This window comes from Streptomyces profundus (assembly GCF_020740535.1).
Lineage (GTDB): Bacteria > Actinomycetota > Actinomycetes > Streptomycetales > Streptomycetaceae > Streptomyces > Streptomyces profundus.
Map to the genome: position 1 here is coordinate 6,002,179 of NZ_CP082362.1, position 15,699 is coordinate 6,017,877.

A 15,699-nucleotide genomic window follows, 5' to 3' on the forward strand; every position below is an offset into this window, starting at 1 on the left:
TTGCGTTGGGTGGATGGCAATGGCGACAAATGAAGAGAAGCTGCTCGACTACCTCAAGCGCGTCTCGGCGGATCTGCACAGCACTCGTGCGCGTCTGCAGGAGGTCGAGTCACGGGATCAGGAACCCATCGCCATCGTCGGCATGGCGTGCCGCTACCCCGGCGGGGTCCGTGGCCCCGAGGATCTGTGGGAACTCGTCGCCAACGGAGAGGACGCCGTCTCGGAGTTCCCGACGGACCGGGGCTGGGACACCGACGCGCTGTACAGCCCCGATCCGGACAGTCCCGGCACCAGCTACACCCGGGTCGGTGGATTCCTGCATGACGCGGGCGAGTTCGACCCGGCGTTCTTCGGGATCTCGCCGCGCGAGGCCCTCGCGATGGACCCCCAGCAGCGGCTGCTGCTGGAGACCGCCTGGGAGGCCGTCGAGCGCGCCGGCATCGACCCCGTTGACCTGCGCGGCAGCCGGACCGGGGTGTTCGTCGGGACGAACAGCCAGGACTACGCGGCGCTGTTGATGTTCGCGCAGGACGAGCTGGGCGGGCATGTCGGGACGGGCAACGCGGCCAGTGTCGTCTCCGGCCGGCTGTCCTACACCTTCGGTCTCGAAGGCCCGTCGGTGACGGTGGACACCGCCTGTTCCTCCTCGCTGGTGTCCCTGCATCTGGCCGCGCAGGCGCTGCGGCAGGGCGAGTGCTCGCTGGCGCTGGCGGGCGGCGCGACGATCATGGCCACACCTGGCACGTTTATCGAGTTCTCCCGGCAGCGCGGGCTCGCCGAGGACGGGCGCTGCAAGGCGTTCGCCGGCGCGGCCGACGGCACGGGCTGGGGCGAGGGCGCCGGTCTGCTGCTGGTGGAGCGGCTGTCGGACGCGCGGCGCAACGGGCATCCGGTGCTGGCGGTGCTGCGCGGCTCGGCGGTCAACTCCGATGGCGCGTCCAACGGCCTGACGGCGCCGAACGGCCCGTCGCAGCGGCGAGTCATCCGCCAGGCGCTGGTCAGCGCCGGCCTGTCAACCGCCGATGTGGACCTGGTCGAGGCGCATGGCACCGGCACCAGGCTGGGCGATCCGATCGAGGCGCAGGCGCTGCTGGCGACCTACGGGCAGAACCGTCAACGTCCCCTGGCCCTGGGCTCGTTGAAGTCGAACATCGGCCACACCCAATCCGCCGCCGGGGTGGGTGGGGTCATCAAGGTGGTCATGGCCATCCGCAGCGGCCTGCTGCCGAAGACCCTGCATGTGGACGAGCCGTCACCGCAGGTGGACTGGTCGGCTGGCTCGGTGGAGCTGCTCACCGAGGCGCGGCCCTGGGAGTCGGACGGGCCGCGCCGGGCCGGGGTGTCCGCCTTCGGCATGAGCGGCACCAACGCGCATGTGATCGTCGAGCAGGCGCCGGAGGACGAGCGCGCCGACGAGAAGCCGGTCGAGCCCGGGGCGGCGGGGACGCCGTTGGACGTCTACCCGGTGCTGGTCTCCGGCCACTCGCCGGCCGCGTTGGCCGCGCAGGCCGGCCGGCTGCTTGACGCGGTCGAGGCCCCGCTGGCCGATGTGGCGTTCTCGGCCGTGACCAGCCGGGCGGCGCTTGACCACCGTGCCATGGTTCTGGCTGGGGACCGGGATGGTCTGGTGGCTGGTCTTGAGGCGTTGGCGGATGGCCGTTCGGTGGCCGGGGTGGTGCGGGGTGTGGTGGGGGAGGAGTCGGAGCGGTTGGCGTTTCTCTTCTCGGGTCAGGGGAGTCAGCGGTGCGGTATGGGGCGGGAGTTGTATGGGGCGTTTCCGGTGTTCGCGGACGCCTTCGACGCGGTCTGTGATCGGTTCGAACTGCCGGTGCTTGAGGTGGTGTTCGGGGATGACGCGGCGACGTTGAATCGGACGGAGTTCACTCAGGCGGGGTTGTTCGCCGTTGAGGTGGCGTTGTTCCGGTTGCTGGAAGCCTGGGGGGTGCGGCCGGAGTTCTTGGCGGGGCATTCGATTGGTGAGATCGCCGCCGCTCATGTGGCGGGGGTGTTGTCGTTGGATGACGCCTGTGTGCTGGTGGCGGCTCGGGGTCGGTTGATGGGTGCGTTGCCTGAGGGTGGCGCGATGGTGGCGGTGCAGGCTGCGGAGGCCGAGGTGGTGCCGCTGCTGACCGAGGGCATCGATATCGCGGCGGTCAATGGGCCTGATTCCGTGGTGCTTTCGGGTGATGAGGCGGCTGTGGTGGGGTTGGCGGGGCGGTGGAAGCACAAGCGGCTTTCGGTCAGCCATGCGTTCCATTCGCATCTGATGGACCCGATGCTGGACGCGTTCCGCGCGGTCGCGGAGACGCTCACGTATCACCCGGCTCAGATTCCGGTCGCGGGGCAGCCTTCGATAGTCGACGCCGAGTACTGGGTGCGGCATGTCCGGGAGGCCGTCCGTTTCCACGACGGGGTGGAGTGGCTGCGCGATCAGGGCGTGGGCACGTTCCTGGAGATCGGCCCCGACGGGGTGCTCTCCGCGATGGCCGAGGGAACGCCGGCGCTGCGCGGGGACCACCCCGAGGCGCGGGCCCTGCTGACCGCCGTCGGCACGCTCTTCACCCGGGGCGCCGGGGTGGACTGGCCCGCCGTCTTCGCCGGCACCGGGGCCCGCCGCGTCGACCTGCCCACCTACGCCTTCCAACGCCAGCGTTACTGGCCCACGTCCTTCACCACCCTCACCGGAGGCGCCCCGGTCGACGCGGTCGAATCCGCCTTCTGGGAGGCCATCGAGCGCGAGGACACCGACGGGCTGGCCGCCACCCTCGATATCGAGGCCCAGGCCCTTGGCGCCGTGGTGCCCGCCCTCTCCGCCTGGAAGCGGCAGCGCCAGCAGGAGTCCGTCCTCGACTCCTGGCGCTACCGGACCATCTGGAAGCCGCGCACCGACGCCGGTTCTTCGGCTCTCTCCGGGCGGTGGGTCATCGTGGCCCCGGCCGGATCAGAGCGCGCCGAGGAGATCGGTGGCCTGCTCGCCGCGCACGGCGCCGAGTCCGTGGTCGCCGAGCCGCACGCGCTGCCCGCGTTGGGCGCCGTCGACGGTGTCATCTCGCTGCTCACCGACGTCGCGGCCACCGTCGAGCTGGCGCGCGGACTTGAGGTTCCGCTGTGGATCGCGACATCGGGCGCCGTATCCGTGGGCCGGTCCGATCGGGCCCCGGACCCGTGGGGGACGGCGCTCTGGGGCCTGGGCCGGGTGATCGGCCTGGAGCGCCCCGAGCACTGGGGCGGTCTGGTCGACCTGCCGGAGCGGCTGGACCAGCGTTCGGGCGCCAGGCTGGCGTCGGTGCTCGCCGGCACCGAGGACGAGGTGGCCATCCGGTCCGCCGGCGTCTTTGCGCGCCGACTGGTCCACGCGTCCCACGAGCCCATCACCGCGGGTGGAACGTGGCGACCGCGTGGCACGGTGTTGGTGACGGGTGGTACCGGGGCGTTGGGTCGGGAGGTCGCCGACTGGTTGCGGGCGGGTGGTGCCGAGGATGTGGTGTTGGCCAGCCGTAGTGGTGTGGCCGATGGCCTGCCGTCGGGGATCCGGGCGGTGGCGTGTGATCTGGCCGACCGGGATGCGGTGGCGGGGTTGTTGGCGGGGCTTCCCGGGTTGACGGCCGTGGTGCATGCGGCCGGGGTGAGCCGGTCGGCGCCGCTGGCCGAGTTGTCGGCCGGGGAGTTGGCGGAGGTGTTGGCGGCGAAGGCGGTGGGTGCCGGTCATCTGGATGAGTTGTTGGGTGAGCGGGAGTTGGACGCGTTTGTGTTGTTCTCGTCGATCGCTGGTGTGTGGGGGAGTGGTGGTGGGGGTGCCTATGCGGCGGCGAACGCGTTCCTGGACGGTCTGGCGGAGCGTCGTCGGGCTCGTGGTCTGGCCGCGACGTCGATCGCCTGGGGTCCCTGGGCGGGTGGCGGTATGGCGGTCGAGGAGGGTGACGGGCTGCGGCGGCGCGGTCTGCGTGCCCTCGAACCGCGGCTGGCCGTCGCCGCGCTCCAACGTGCCCTCGACGAGAACCAGACGCTGCTGACCGTCGCCGACGTGGACTGGTCGGTCTTCGCGCCCGCCTTCGCGTCCGCGAGGACCCGGCCGCTCTTCGACGAACTGCCGGCGGCACGCGAGGCGTTGGCGACGCCGGCGGCCACCGGGCACGGCTCGGAGCTCGCCGCTCGGCTGGCCGCGCTGCCCGCCGCCGAGCGGGAACGGCAGCTGGTCACCCTGGTCCGTGCCGAGGCCGCGGCCGTGCTCGGCCACGCCGACGCGGAGGCCGTCGCCGCCGGCCGGGCCTTCCGCGAGCTGGGCTTCGACTCCCTCACCGCCGTGGAACTGCGCGGTCGGCTCAGCGCCGAAACCGGACTTCCGCTGCCAGCCACCCTGATCTTCGACCACCCCACGCCCACCGCCCTCGCCGGCCATCTGCTGGCCGAACTCCTCGGTCAGGCGACGGTCACCGACGCCTCGGCCCACGGCGGTGCGGACGACGAGCCGATCGCCATCGTCTCCATGAGCTGCCGCTTCCCCGGCGGCGTCGGCTCCCCGGAGCAGCTGTGGGAGCTGGTCGCCGCCGGCGCCGACGCCGTCACGGGGCTGCCGACCAACCGGGGCTGGGACGTGGACGCCCTCTACGACCCCGACCCCGACAACGCCGGCACCACCTATGCGCGCGAGGGCGGATTCCTGCATGACGCGGGCGAGTTCGACCCGGCGTTCTTCGGGATCTCGCCGCGCGAGGCCCTCGCGATGGACCCCCAGCAGCGGCTGCTGCTGGAGACCGCCTGGGAGGCCCTGGAACGGGCCGGCATCGATCCCGTCAGCCTGCGCGGCAGCGACACCGGGGTCTTCGCCGGCACCAACGGTCAGGACTACCTGCCGATGCTGCTCAACAGCGAGGAGCAGGTCGAGGGCTATATCGGGACCGGCAACGCCGCCGCTGTCTTCTCCGGCCGCATCTCCTACACCCTTGGCCTTGAGGGCCCCGCGCTGACCGTCGACACGGCGTGCTCCTCCTCGCTGGTCGCCCTCCACCTGGCGATGCGGGCGCTGCGCGCCGGGGAGTGCTCCCTGGCCATCGCCGGCGGTGCCACCATCATGTCCACGCCCGGCGCGTTCCTCGACTTCAGCCGCCAGCGCGGCCTCGCCGTGGACGGCCGCGTCAAGTCGTTCGCGGCGGCGGCCGACGGCACGGGCTGGGGCGAGGGGGTCGGCCTGCTGCTGGTGGAGCGGCTGTCGGACGCGCGCCGCAACGGGCATCCGGTGCTCGCCGTGCTGCGCGGTTCGGCGGTGAACCAGGACGGCGCCTCGAACGGTCTGACGGCGCCGAACGGTCCGTCCCAACAGCGGGTGATCCGGCAGGCGTTGGCCAACGCCCGCCTCACCCCCGACGAGATCGACATCGTCGAGGCGCATGGCACGGGCACCACGCTGGGCGACCCCATCGAGGCGCAGGCGCTGCTGGCCACCTATGGGCAGGACCGGGACGCGGACCGGCCGCTGTGGCTTGGCTCGGTGAAGTCCAACATCGGGCACACCCAGGCCGCCGCTGGCGTCGCAGGCGTCATCAAGATGGTCATGGCGATACGCAACGGCGTGCTGCCCCGCACCCTCCATGTGGATCAGCCGACGCCGCATGTGGACTGGTCAGCCGGCGCCGTCGAGCTGCTCGCCGAGGCGCGCGACTGGGTGACCGACGGGCCGCGCCGGGCGGCGGTGTCCTCCTTCGGGATCAGCGGCACCAACGCGCATGTGGTCATCGAGGAGGCGGCCGGGGAAGAGCCGACCGTTCGTCCGGAGGCGCCGAGGCCGCTGCCCGCCCTGCCGATCGTCGTCTCCGCCCGCGGGTCCGAGGCGCTGCGCGCCCAGGCCGCCCGGCTGCTGGCGCACTGGGAGAGCGACCCGACCAGCACCGTGCTCGACGTGGCCTTCTCCGCCGCGACGGGACGTGCTGACCTGGATGACAGGGCCGTCGTCGTCGCGGGCGACCGGGAGACGGCGCTGGCCGGCCTCGCCGCCGTGGCGCGCGACGGCGCTCCCGCAGCCGTGCCGGGCGCCCGCGCCTTTCTCTTCTCCGGTCAGGGCAGTCAACGCCCCGGCATGGGCCGGGAGTTGTATGAGGCGTTCCCGGTCTTCGCGGACGCGTTCGACGCGGTGGCCGCCCAGCTGGACGGTGAGTTGTCGCGTCCGTTGCGGGAGGTGGTGTTCGGGGATGACGCCGCGCTGCTGGACCGGACGGAGTTCACTCAGGCGGGGTTGTTCGCTGTTGAGGTGGCGTTGTTCCGGTTGGTGGAAGCCTGGGGGGTGCGGCCGGAGTTCTTGGCGGGGCATTCGATCGGTGAGATCGCCGCCGCTCATGTGGCGGGGGTGTTGTCGCTGGACGACGCCTGTGTGCTGGTGGCGGCTCGGGGTCGGTTGATGGGTGCGCTGCCCGAGGGCGGCGCGATGGTGGCCGTCCAGGCGCCGGAGGCCGAGGTTCTTCCGCTGCTGGTCGACGGGGTGGGGATCGCCGCCGTCAACGGGCCTGATGCGGTGGTGCTTTCGGGTGATGAGGCGGCTGTGGTGGAGTTGGCGGGGCGGTGGAAGCACAAGCGGCTTTCGGTCAGCCACGCGTTCCACTCGCATCTGATGGACCCGATGCTGGCGGAGTTCCGCGCGGTCGCCGAGACGCTCACCTACCGTCCGGCTCAGATTCCGATCGCGGGGCAGCCGGTTCAGACGGATGCCGCCTATTGGGTGCGGCACGTCCGGGAGGCCGTCCGCTTCCATGACGCCGTGGAGTGGCTGCGCGGCCAGGGGACGACCTCGTTCCTGGAGATCGGCCCGGACGGGGTGCTCTCCGCCATGGCCGAGGGAACGCCGGCGCTGCGTAAGAACCGGCCCGAGGTCGAGACGCTGCTGACCGGCGTCGGCACGCTCTTCGCCCAGGGCGCCGGGGTGGACTGGCCCGCCGTCTTCGCCGGCACCGGGGCCCGCCGCGTCGACCTGCCCACCTACGCCTTCCAACGCCAGGGCTTCTGGCCCACGTTCGGCCAGGCGACGGCCGGTATCCGCTACCGGGACCGCTGGCAGAGCCTGGACGACGCGCCCGCGCCGCGCCTCAGCGGCACCTGGCTGTTGGTCGGCCCCGAGGGCCACCCAGGTCTCGCCGCCCTCGCCGACCATGGAGCGGAGCTCCGACGAGTCGACGGCCCAGCCGAACTCGCCCCGGCGGACGGCGTGTTGGCCACCGTCGCCGATCCTGCCGAACTGCTCGCGCTGCTTCAGGCGATGGACGAGGCCGCGATCGACGCGCCGCTGTGGTGCCTGACCGAGGGCGCGGTCGCCACCGGCCTCGGCGACGATCCGGTCGTCGACCCGGACCAGGCCGCCGTCTGGGGCATGGGCCGGGTGGCCGCGCTCGAACACCCGCAGCGGTGGGGCGGGCTGGTGGATCTGCCCGCGAACCCGGACGTCCGGGCGCGCGCGAGGCTGGCCGCTGTGCTCGCCGGGCAAGGCGAGGACCAGGTCGCGATCCGCACGTCAGGTGCCTTCGCCCGCCGGCTGGTGCGGGTCACCGACACGGGCGTCCCCACCGGGGAGAACGCGGCGTGGCGCCCCAGCGGCACCGTGCTGGTCACCGGCGGCGCGCACGGCGAGATCATCACCGACTGGCTGCTCGGCAACGGCGCCGACCGGGTCGTCACGCTCGACGACCCCGCCCGGACCGAGGAGTTGGTGACCCGCCTCGCCGACGAGGGGACCCCGGTCCGCGCGGTGGTGTACGCCGGCGCGCTCTACGAGCCCACGCCCCTGTCCGCGCTGACGCCGCGCCGCCTCGCCGAGGCGATGGCCGCCAAGGCCACGCCCGTGCGCCTCCTCGACCAGTTGCTCGGGGACTCTCTCGACGCGTTTGTCGTCTTCTCCTCCACCGCCGCCACCTGGGGCAACCCCGGCCTTGGCGCCTACGCCGCCGCACACGCCGGCGCGGAGGCGGTCGTGCACGCCCGGCGCGCGCGAGGCTGGCGCGCTACCTCGGTGGCCTGGGCGCCATGGGAGCTCGACGACAGCCCGCTGGACGCCGACCGGCTCCGCGAACAGGGCCTGCGTGCCCTCGCGCCAGCAGACGCCGTCGCCGAACTCCAGCGGGTGCTGGACCGCGACGAAGCCGCGGTGACCGTCGCCGACGTCGACTGGGCACGGTTCGCGCCGCTGGTCACCGCGGTCCGCCGCAGCCCGCTGCTGTCCGAACTGCCCGAGGTCCGCGAGGCGCTCACGGTGCGGTCCGACGCGGACGAGGGCGCCGGGGCTCTTGACGAGCGGTTCGCCGGGCTGGACGCCCAGGAGATCAAGGACGCGCTGGTCGAGCTGGTGCGCGAGGAGGCCGCGGCGGTGCTCGGGCACCCGTCGCCCCAGGCCATCGACGTCGCGCGAGCCTTCCGTGACCTCGGCTTCGACTCGTTGACGGCCGTCGAACTGCGCAACCGGCTCACCGCCGCCACCGGCGTACGGCTGCCCGCCACCCTCGTCTTCGACTACCCGTCAGCGCTGGGTCTCGCCCTGCACCTCGACGATCTGATCGCCCGACGCGCGGGCACCGCCGGCGAGATCGACGTGCGACGGCACACCGACGGCGACGAGCTGATCGCGATCGTCGGCATGGGCTGCCGCTTCCCCGGCGGGGTGGGATCGCCGGAGGACCTCTGGCGGCTGGTCGCCGAGGGACAGGACGCCGTCGCCGGCTTCCCCACCGACCGTGGGTGGGATCTCGACGCCCTCTACGACACCGACTACGAGAAGCCCGGCACCAGCTACACCCGCGAGGGCGGCTTCCTGGACAGCGCCTCGCAGTTCGACGCGAGCTTCTTCGGGATCTCGCCGCGCGAGGCGCTCGCGATGGACCCGCAGCAGCGGCTGCTGCTGGAGACGAGCTGGGAGGCCGTCGAACGCGCCGGCATCGACCCGGTGACGCTGCGCGGCAGCGGCACCGGAGTCTTCGCCGGGGTGACCTATCAGGACTACAGCGCGCTGCTCGGCGCCGCGTCCAACAGCTCGGAGTTCGAGGGCTATGTCAGCACCGGCAACTCGCCCAGCGTGCTCTCCGGCCGGGTGTCCTACACCCTCGGCCTTGAGGGCCCGGCCGTCACGGTGGACACCGCCTGCTCCTCCTCGCTGGTCACGTTGCATCTGGCCGCGCAGGCGCTGCGCCAGGGGGAGTGCTCCCTCGCGCTGGCCGGCGGGGTGACCGTGCTGTCGACCCCCGTCGGGTTCGTGGAGTTCTCGCGGCAGCGCGCGCTCTCCGAGGACGGGCGGTGCAAGTCGTTCGCGGCGGCGGCCGACGGCGCCGGCTGGGGCGAGGGCGCGGGGATGCTGGTGCTGGAGCGGTTGTCGGACGCGCGGCGGAACGGGCATCCGGTGCTTGCCGTGGTGGCCGGTTCGGCGGTGAACCAGGACGGCGCGTCCAACGGTCTGACGGCGCCGAACGGTCCGTCCCAACAGCGGGTGATCCGGCAGGCGTTGGCGTCGGCGGGGCTCACGACCGCCGATGTGGACGTGGTGGAGGCGCATGGCACGGGGACGACGCTGGGCGACCCGATCGAGGCGCAGGCGCTGCTGGCCACCTACGGCCAGGACCGCGACCCCGAACGTCCGCTCTGGCTGGGGTCGTTGAAGTCGAACATCGGCCACACCCAGGCCGCCGCCGGCGTGGGCGGCGTGATCAAGATGGTGATGGCGCTGCGGAACGGGACGCTCCCGAAGACGCTGCATGTGGACGAGCCCACCCCCCATGTCGACTGGTCGGAGGGCGCGGTGGAGTTGCTGACCGAGACCCGTCCCTGGGACTCGGGCAGCACCAGAAGGGCGGGCGTCTCCTCCTTCGGCATGAGTGGGACGAACGCGCATGTGATTGTGGAGGAGGCGCCGGAGGTTGGCGATGCTCCGGTGTCGGAGCCTGGGTTGGGTGTGGTGCCGTGGGTGTTGTCGGGGCGTTCGGTGGGTGCGGTGCGGGAGGCTGCTGGTCGGTTGGCGTCGGTGGATGCTGATGTTGCCGATGTGGCGTTCTCGTTGGCGGGTCGTTCGGTGTTTGAGCATCGGGCCGTGGTGGTGGGCGGGGATCGTGCGGGGTTGGCGGCGTTGGCTTCGGGTGTGCCGGCGGCTTCGGTGGTGTCGGGGTCCGTTGGTGCTGTCGGTGGTGGTGTGGTGATGGTTTTCCCTGGTCAGGGTTCGCAGTGGTTGGGGATGGCGGCGGGGTTGTGGGAGTCGTCTCCGGTGTTCCGGGAGTCGATGCTGGCGTGTGGTGAGGCGCTGAAGCCTTTTGTGGACTGGGACCTTGAGGTAGCTCTCGCTGATGAGGGGTTGTTGTCGCGGGTTGATGTGGTGCAGCCGGTGTTGTGGGCGGTGATGGTGTCGTTGGCGCGGGTGTGGGAGTCGTTTGGTGTGGTGCCTTCTGCGGTGGTGGGTCATTCGCAGGGGGAGATTGCCGCTGCGGTGGTGGCGGGTGGGTTGTCTCTTGGGGATGGTGCGCGGGTGGTGGCGTTGCGGTCGCGGTTGATCGCTGGCCGGCTCGCTGGTGGTGGTGGGATGGTGTCGGTGCCGCTGCCGGTGGATCAGTTGGAGTTGCCGGTGGGTGTGTCGGTTGCGGCGGTGAACGGTCCGAACTCGGTGGTGGTGGCCGGTGAAGTGGCCGGCTTGGAAACGGTGTTGGGGTCGGTTGAGCGGTCTCGTCGTATCGCCGTGGACTATGCCTCGCACTCCGCTCAGGTCGAGGTGATCCGGGACGAACTGCTCGATGTGCTGGCGCCGGTCGCGCCCAAGTCCGGTCGGGTGCCGTTCTACTCGGCGCTGACGGGCGGCCTGATCGACACGGCGGGGTTGAACGCCGCGTACTGGTTCGAGAATCTGCGGAACACGGTCGACTTCCAGGGCGCCACCCAGGCGCTGCTCGCGGACGGGTTCAGCACCTTTGTCGAGGTGTCCGCCCACCCGGTCCTTGGCGTTGGTCTGCGGGAGACGGTGGAGGACGCGGGGGCCGAGGCGGTGGTGTTGGGCACGTTGCGGCGTGACCAGGGTGGTATGGAGCGGATGCTGCTCTCCCTGGGCGAAGCCTTCGTCAACGGCGTGGACGTCGACTGGGGGTTGAGCGGACGGCGGGTCGAGCTGCCGACCTACCCGTTCCAACGTCAGCGCTACTGGCCCGAGTTCGCCCCCGCCGAACAGGAAGCCGTCGATGGCGAGTTCTGGGAGGCCGTGGAGAACGGGGACATCGAGCTCGACGAGTCCGCGCGGGACGCGCTCACCTCCTGGCGTCGGGACCGGGTGGAGAAGTCGACCGCCGACTCCTGGCGTTACCGCGTCGACTGGACGCAGCTCTCCGACGTCGCCGCGCCTGTCCTCGGCGGACGGTGGCTGGTGCTGCGTCCGGAGCGGGAGACCGAGTTCGTCGACGCGGTGGTCGACGGGCTGCGCGCCCACGGCGCCGAGGTCGTCGACGAGCCGACCGGCGAGATCGCCGGCGTGGTGTCGTTGCTCGCGCTGGACGACACCCCGCTCGGCAGCGGAGTGACCGCGGGGCTCACCCGAACGGTCCGCGCGGTACAGGACGCCGTCGACGCGCCGCTCTGGTGCCTCACCCGAGGGGGCGTGTCCGTCGGTGGCGGTGGCCACGACCAGGCCGACGGAATCCGGCCCGACCAGGCGGCGATCTGGGGCCTGGGCCGGGTGGCCGGCCTTGAGCAGCCGCAGAACTGGGGCGGCCTGGTGGATCTGCCGGCGGAGGTCGGCACTTCGGAGATCGGCCGGCTCGTCTCCGTCCTCGCCGGCGATCTGGGAGAGGACCAGCTCGCGATCCGCCCTTCGGGAACGTTCGCCCGCCGCTTCGTGCCGGCCGGCACGACCAGGGCCGGCCGGCCCTGGCACCCGTCGGGCACCGTTCTGATCACCGGCGGCACGGGCGCGTTGGGCGGTCGTCTCGCCCGCTGGCTGGGCGAGTTGGGCGCCGAGCATCTGCTGCTCACCAGTAGGCGCGGCCTGGCGGCGCCCGGTGCCCCGGAGCTGCGGGACGAACTGACGCGGCTCGGGGCCCGGGTCACCGTCGCCTCCTGCGACGTCGCCGACCGCGACGCCCTCGCGGTGCTGCTCGACGAGCACCAGGTCGACGCGGTCTTCCACACCGCTGGTGTGCTGGACGACGGGGTGCTCGCCTCGCTCACACCGGAGCGGTTCGAGACCGTCTTCCGGCCCAAGGTGGCCTCCGCGATCCATCTGCACGAGCTGACGAAGGACCGTGAACTGTCGGCGTTCGTGCTGTTCTCCTCCACCTCGGGGGTCTTCGGCAGCCCGGGCCAGGGCAACTACGCGGCGGCCAACGCCTATCTGGACGCGCTCGCCCAGCGGCGCCGCGCCGCCGGGCTGACCGCCACCTCCGTGGCGTGGGGCCCCTGGGCCGAGGGCGGGCTGGTCGGCTCCGCCGCCGAGCGCATGCGCCGCAGCGGCGTCCCCCCGATGCGCCCCGACCTGGCGATCTCCGCGCTGCACCGGGCCCTCGACCTGGACGACACGGCGCTCGCCGTCGCCGACATGGACTGGGCGGCGTTCATCCCGGGCTTCACCTCCGCCCGGCCGTCCCCGCTGCTGAGCGACGTGCCCGAGGTGCGCGCGCTGCGGACGGCGGATACGGCGGCGGCGCCCGGCGGTCCCCCGCTCGCCGACCAGCTCTCCCGGCTCAACGAGGCGGACCAGCACCGGCTGCTGGTCGACATGATCAGGACCCGTGCCGCCGCCGTGCTCGGGCTGCCAGACCCGAGCGCCGTCGATGCCGAACGCGCCTTCAGGGACCTGGGGTTCGACTCGCTGACCGCGGTGGAACTGCGCAACGCCCTGGGCACCGCCACCGGTCTGCGGCTACCGGCGACCATCGTCTTCGACCAGCCGAACACGGCGGTTCTCGCCAAGCACCTGCGCGCCGAACTCGCCCCGGAGAGCGGGGGTTCGGTGCTGGACGACCTGGAACGTCTTGAGGTCGGCCTGGTCGGTCTCGAAGCCGACAACCTGACCCGGACGAAGATCACCGCCCGGCTCAACGCCCTCATGGCGAAGTGGAACAACACGGAGCCGGGCGGCGCGGACGCGGCCACGGATCTCGACTCAGCGACCGACGACGAGATCTTCGCCTTTATCAACGAGGAGTTCGGCAGGGAGTCAGGCGCCGGGCAGTGACCCGCGCGATCCGGCGCGGTTAGGGGTGTTCAGCGCCCGGTTAGGGGTGCTGGGCCGATTTTCGATCCACAACACTGCTGGCGGGAAGCGCCCCCGCCGCAGCTCGACAGCATCCGTAGCGACACGACGTTCCGCACGTCGGTTGGAGAACACATGACCGCCATCTCCGCATGCCGTGTCTGCGGCAACCGCTCCCTCATTCCCGTGATCGATCTGGGCGACCAGGCCCTGACCAGCATCTTCCCGCGCAGCCGGGCGGAGGTGGTGCCAACGGGGCCGCTTGACCTGGTCAGATGCTCCCCGGACGGCTGCGGACTCGTCCAGTTGCGGCACACCGCTGATCTGACGATGATCCACGGGGACCACTACGAGTACCGGTCAGGAATTCGGCCGTACATGATCAACCATCTGCGGAGCAAGGTCGAGGCGGTCCTGCGGGTGGTGGATCTCGAATCCACCGATCTGGTCCTGGACATCGGCAGCAACGACTCCACTCTTCTCCAGGCGTATCCGTCCGATGGACCCACACTGGTCGGCGTGGATCCCACCGGGGAGAAGCTGCGTGAGTTCTATCCGCCGCATATCGAGCTGATCCCTGACTTCTTCACCCGGGAGAAGTTCCAGGAGCGGTACGGCGACCGCAAGGCCAAGATCGTCACCTCCATCGCGATGTTCTACAACCTGCCTGACCCGATGGGCTTCATGCGCGATGTGCACGCCATCCTCGCCGACGACGGCGTGTGGATGATCGAGGTCAGCAACCTCACGTCGATGATCGACGCCACCGCCTACGACGTGATGTGTCACGAGCATCTGGAGCTCTACGCGCTGCGCCAGATCGAGTGGATGGCCGACCGGGTCGGTTTCACGGTGGTGCGGGCCGAGATCACCGAGGTCTACAACGGCAGCCTCTGCGTCATCCTCGCCAAGTCCCCCACCCGCTACCGCGTGGACGAGGCCGGCATCGAGGAGCTGCGCCGGATCGAGGCCGCCGGAGGGCTGGACACCATGGCCCCGTTCGAGGCGTTCGCCACCCGCGTCCGCGACCACCGCGACCAGCTGCGGGAGTTCCTGGACAGCAGCCGGAAGGCCGGCCGGCTCACCGTCGGCTACGGCGCGTCCATCAAGGGCAATGTGATCCTCCAGTACTGCGGCCTCACCGAGGAGGACCTGCCGTGCATCGGCGAGGTCAGCCCGGGGAAGGCCGGCGGGTTCTCGCCCGGCAGCGGCATCCCCGTGGTCACCGAGGAGGAGGCGAAGGCGCTGGGCCCCGACCAACTCCTCGTTCTCCCCTGGATCTACCGCGCCGGCTTCGTCGAACGGGAGACGGAGTTCATGGCAGGCGGCGGCAAGTTGGTCTTCGCGCTGCCGACGCTCGACATCGTGACCGCCAAGTAACAGGAGAGAACGACGTGACCACGCGTGTATGGGACTACCTGGACGAGTACGGCAGCGAACGGGAGGACATCCTGGACGCCGTCTCCACCGTCTTCGAATCCGGCCAGTTGGTCCTCGGCCAGAGCGTCAACAACTTCGAGGCGGAGTTCGCCCGTTACCACGGTGTCGGACACTGCACCAGCGTCGACAACGGGACCAACGCCATCAAGCTGGGCCTGGAGGCCCTCGGTATCGGTCCCGGCGACGAGGTCATCACCGTCTCGAACACGGCGGCGCCCACCGTGATCGCGATCGTCGGCGCCGGTGCCACCCCGGTCTTCGTCGATGTCCGCGAGGACGACTTCCTGATGGACACCGACCAGGTCGAGGCGGCCATCACGCCCAGGACCAAGGCGCTGGTCCCGGTGCACCTGTACGGGCAGTGCGTGGACATGGCGCCGCTTGAGCGGCTGGCCGAGCGGCACGGGCTGAAGATCCTGGAGGACTGCGCCCAGGCGCACGGCGCCCGGCACCACGGGCGGATCGCCGGCTCGATGGGCGACGCGGCGGCGTTCTCCTTCTACCCGACCAAGGTCCTCGGCGCCTACGGCGACGGCGGCGCGGTCATCAGCCCGTCCGAGGAGGTGAACGCGGCGATGCGCCAACTGCGGTACTACGGCATGGAGAAGGTCTACTACGTGGTGCGGAGCCCGGGACACAACTCCCGCCTGGACGAGGTGCAGGCCGAGATCCTGCGGCGCAAGCTGACCCGCCTGGACGCCTATGTCGCCGGCCGCAACGAGGTGGCGCGCCGCTACGAGAAGGAGCTGGGCGACGTCGACGGCCTGCTGCTGCCGAGGACAAGCCCTGGCAACACGCATGTCTACTACGTCTATGTCGTCCGCCATCCGCGCCGCGACGACATCATCGAGGCGCTCAAGCGGTTCGACATCTCGCTCAACATCAGCTACCCCTGGCCGGTGCACACCATGTCGGGATTCGCCGACCTCGGGTATCGGGAGGGCTCGCTCCCCGTCACGGAGCGGTTGGCGAAGGAGATCTTCTCGCTGCCGATGTACCCCTCGTTGCCCACCGACACCCAGGACAAGGTCATCGGCGCGCTGCGCGACGTGCTGAGCGGTCTGTAGGCCCGA

Annotated in this window: 3 protein-coding genes; all 3 read left to right on the forward strand. The window is 71.3% G+C overall.

Going from position 1 to position 15,699, the window contains the following annotated elements; all coding sequences use genetic code 11:
• Nucleotides 1-19: 19 nt before the first annotated feature.
• The 3 genes from K4G22_RS26080 to K4G22_RS26095 all read left to right on the forward strand — a co-directional run bounded on the left by K4G22_RS26080 (nt 20) and on the right by K4G22_RS26095 (nt 15,693).
• On the forward strand, nt 20-13,168 hold the full coding sequence (locus K4G22_RS26080; RefSeq protein WP_322785137.1) for a type I polyketide synthase: 13,149 nt from the start codon (nt 20-22) through the stop codon (nt 13,166-13,168).
• Between the two features lie 153 nt (nt 13,169-13,321).
• The gene (locus tag K4G22_RS26090) at nt 13,322-14,566 is read left to right on the forward strand and encodes a class I SAM-dependent methyltransferase (RefSeq protein ID WP_228082890.1); all 1,245 of its coding nucleotides are present in this window, start codon (nt 13,322-13,324) and stop codon (nt 14,564-14,566) included.
• Nucleotides 14,567-14,580: 14 nt separating this feature from the next.
• The gene (locus K4G22_RS26095) at nt 14,581-15,693 is read left to right on the forward strand and encodes a DegT/DnrJ/EryC1/StrS family aminotransferase (RefSeq protein WP_228082891.1); all 1,113 of its coding nucleotides are present in this window, start codon (nt 14,581-14,583) and stop codon (nt 15,691-15,693) included.
• The last annotated feature ends 6 nt before the right edge of the window (nt 15,694-15,699 follow it).

Excerpts from the sequence above, each read along its gene's own strand:
- K4G22_RS26080 (WP_322785137.1), top strand. The coding sequence starts at position 20 with ATGGCGACAAATGAAGAGAAGCTGCTCGACTACCTCAAGCGCGTCTCG.
- K4G22_RS26090 (WP_228082890.1), top strand. The coding sequence starts at position 13,322 with ATGACCGCCATCTCCGCATGCCGTGTCTGCGGCAACCGCTCCCTCATT.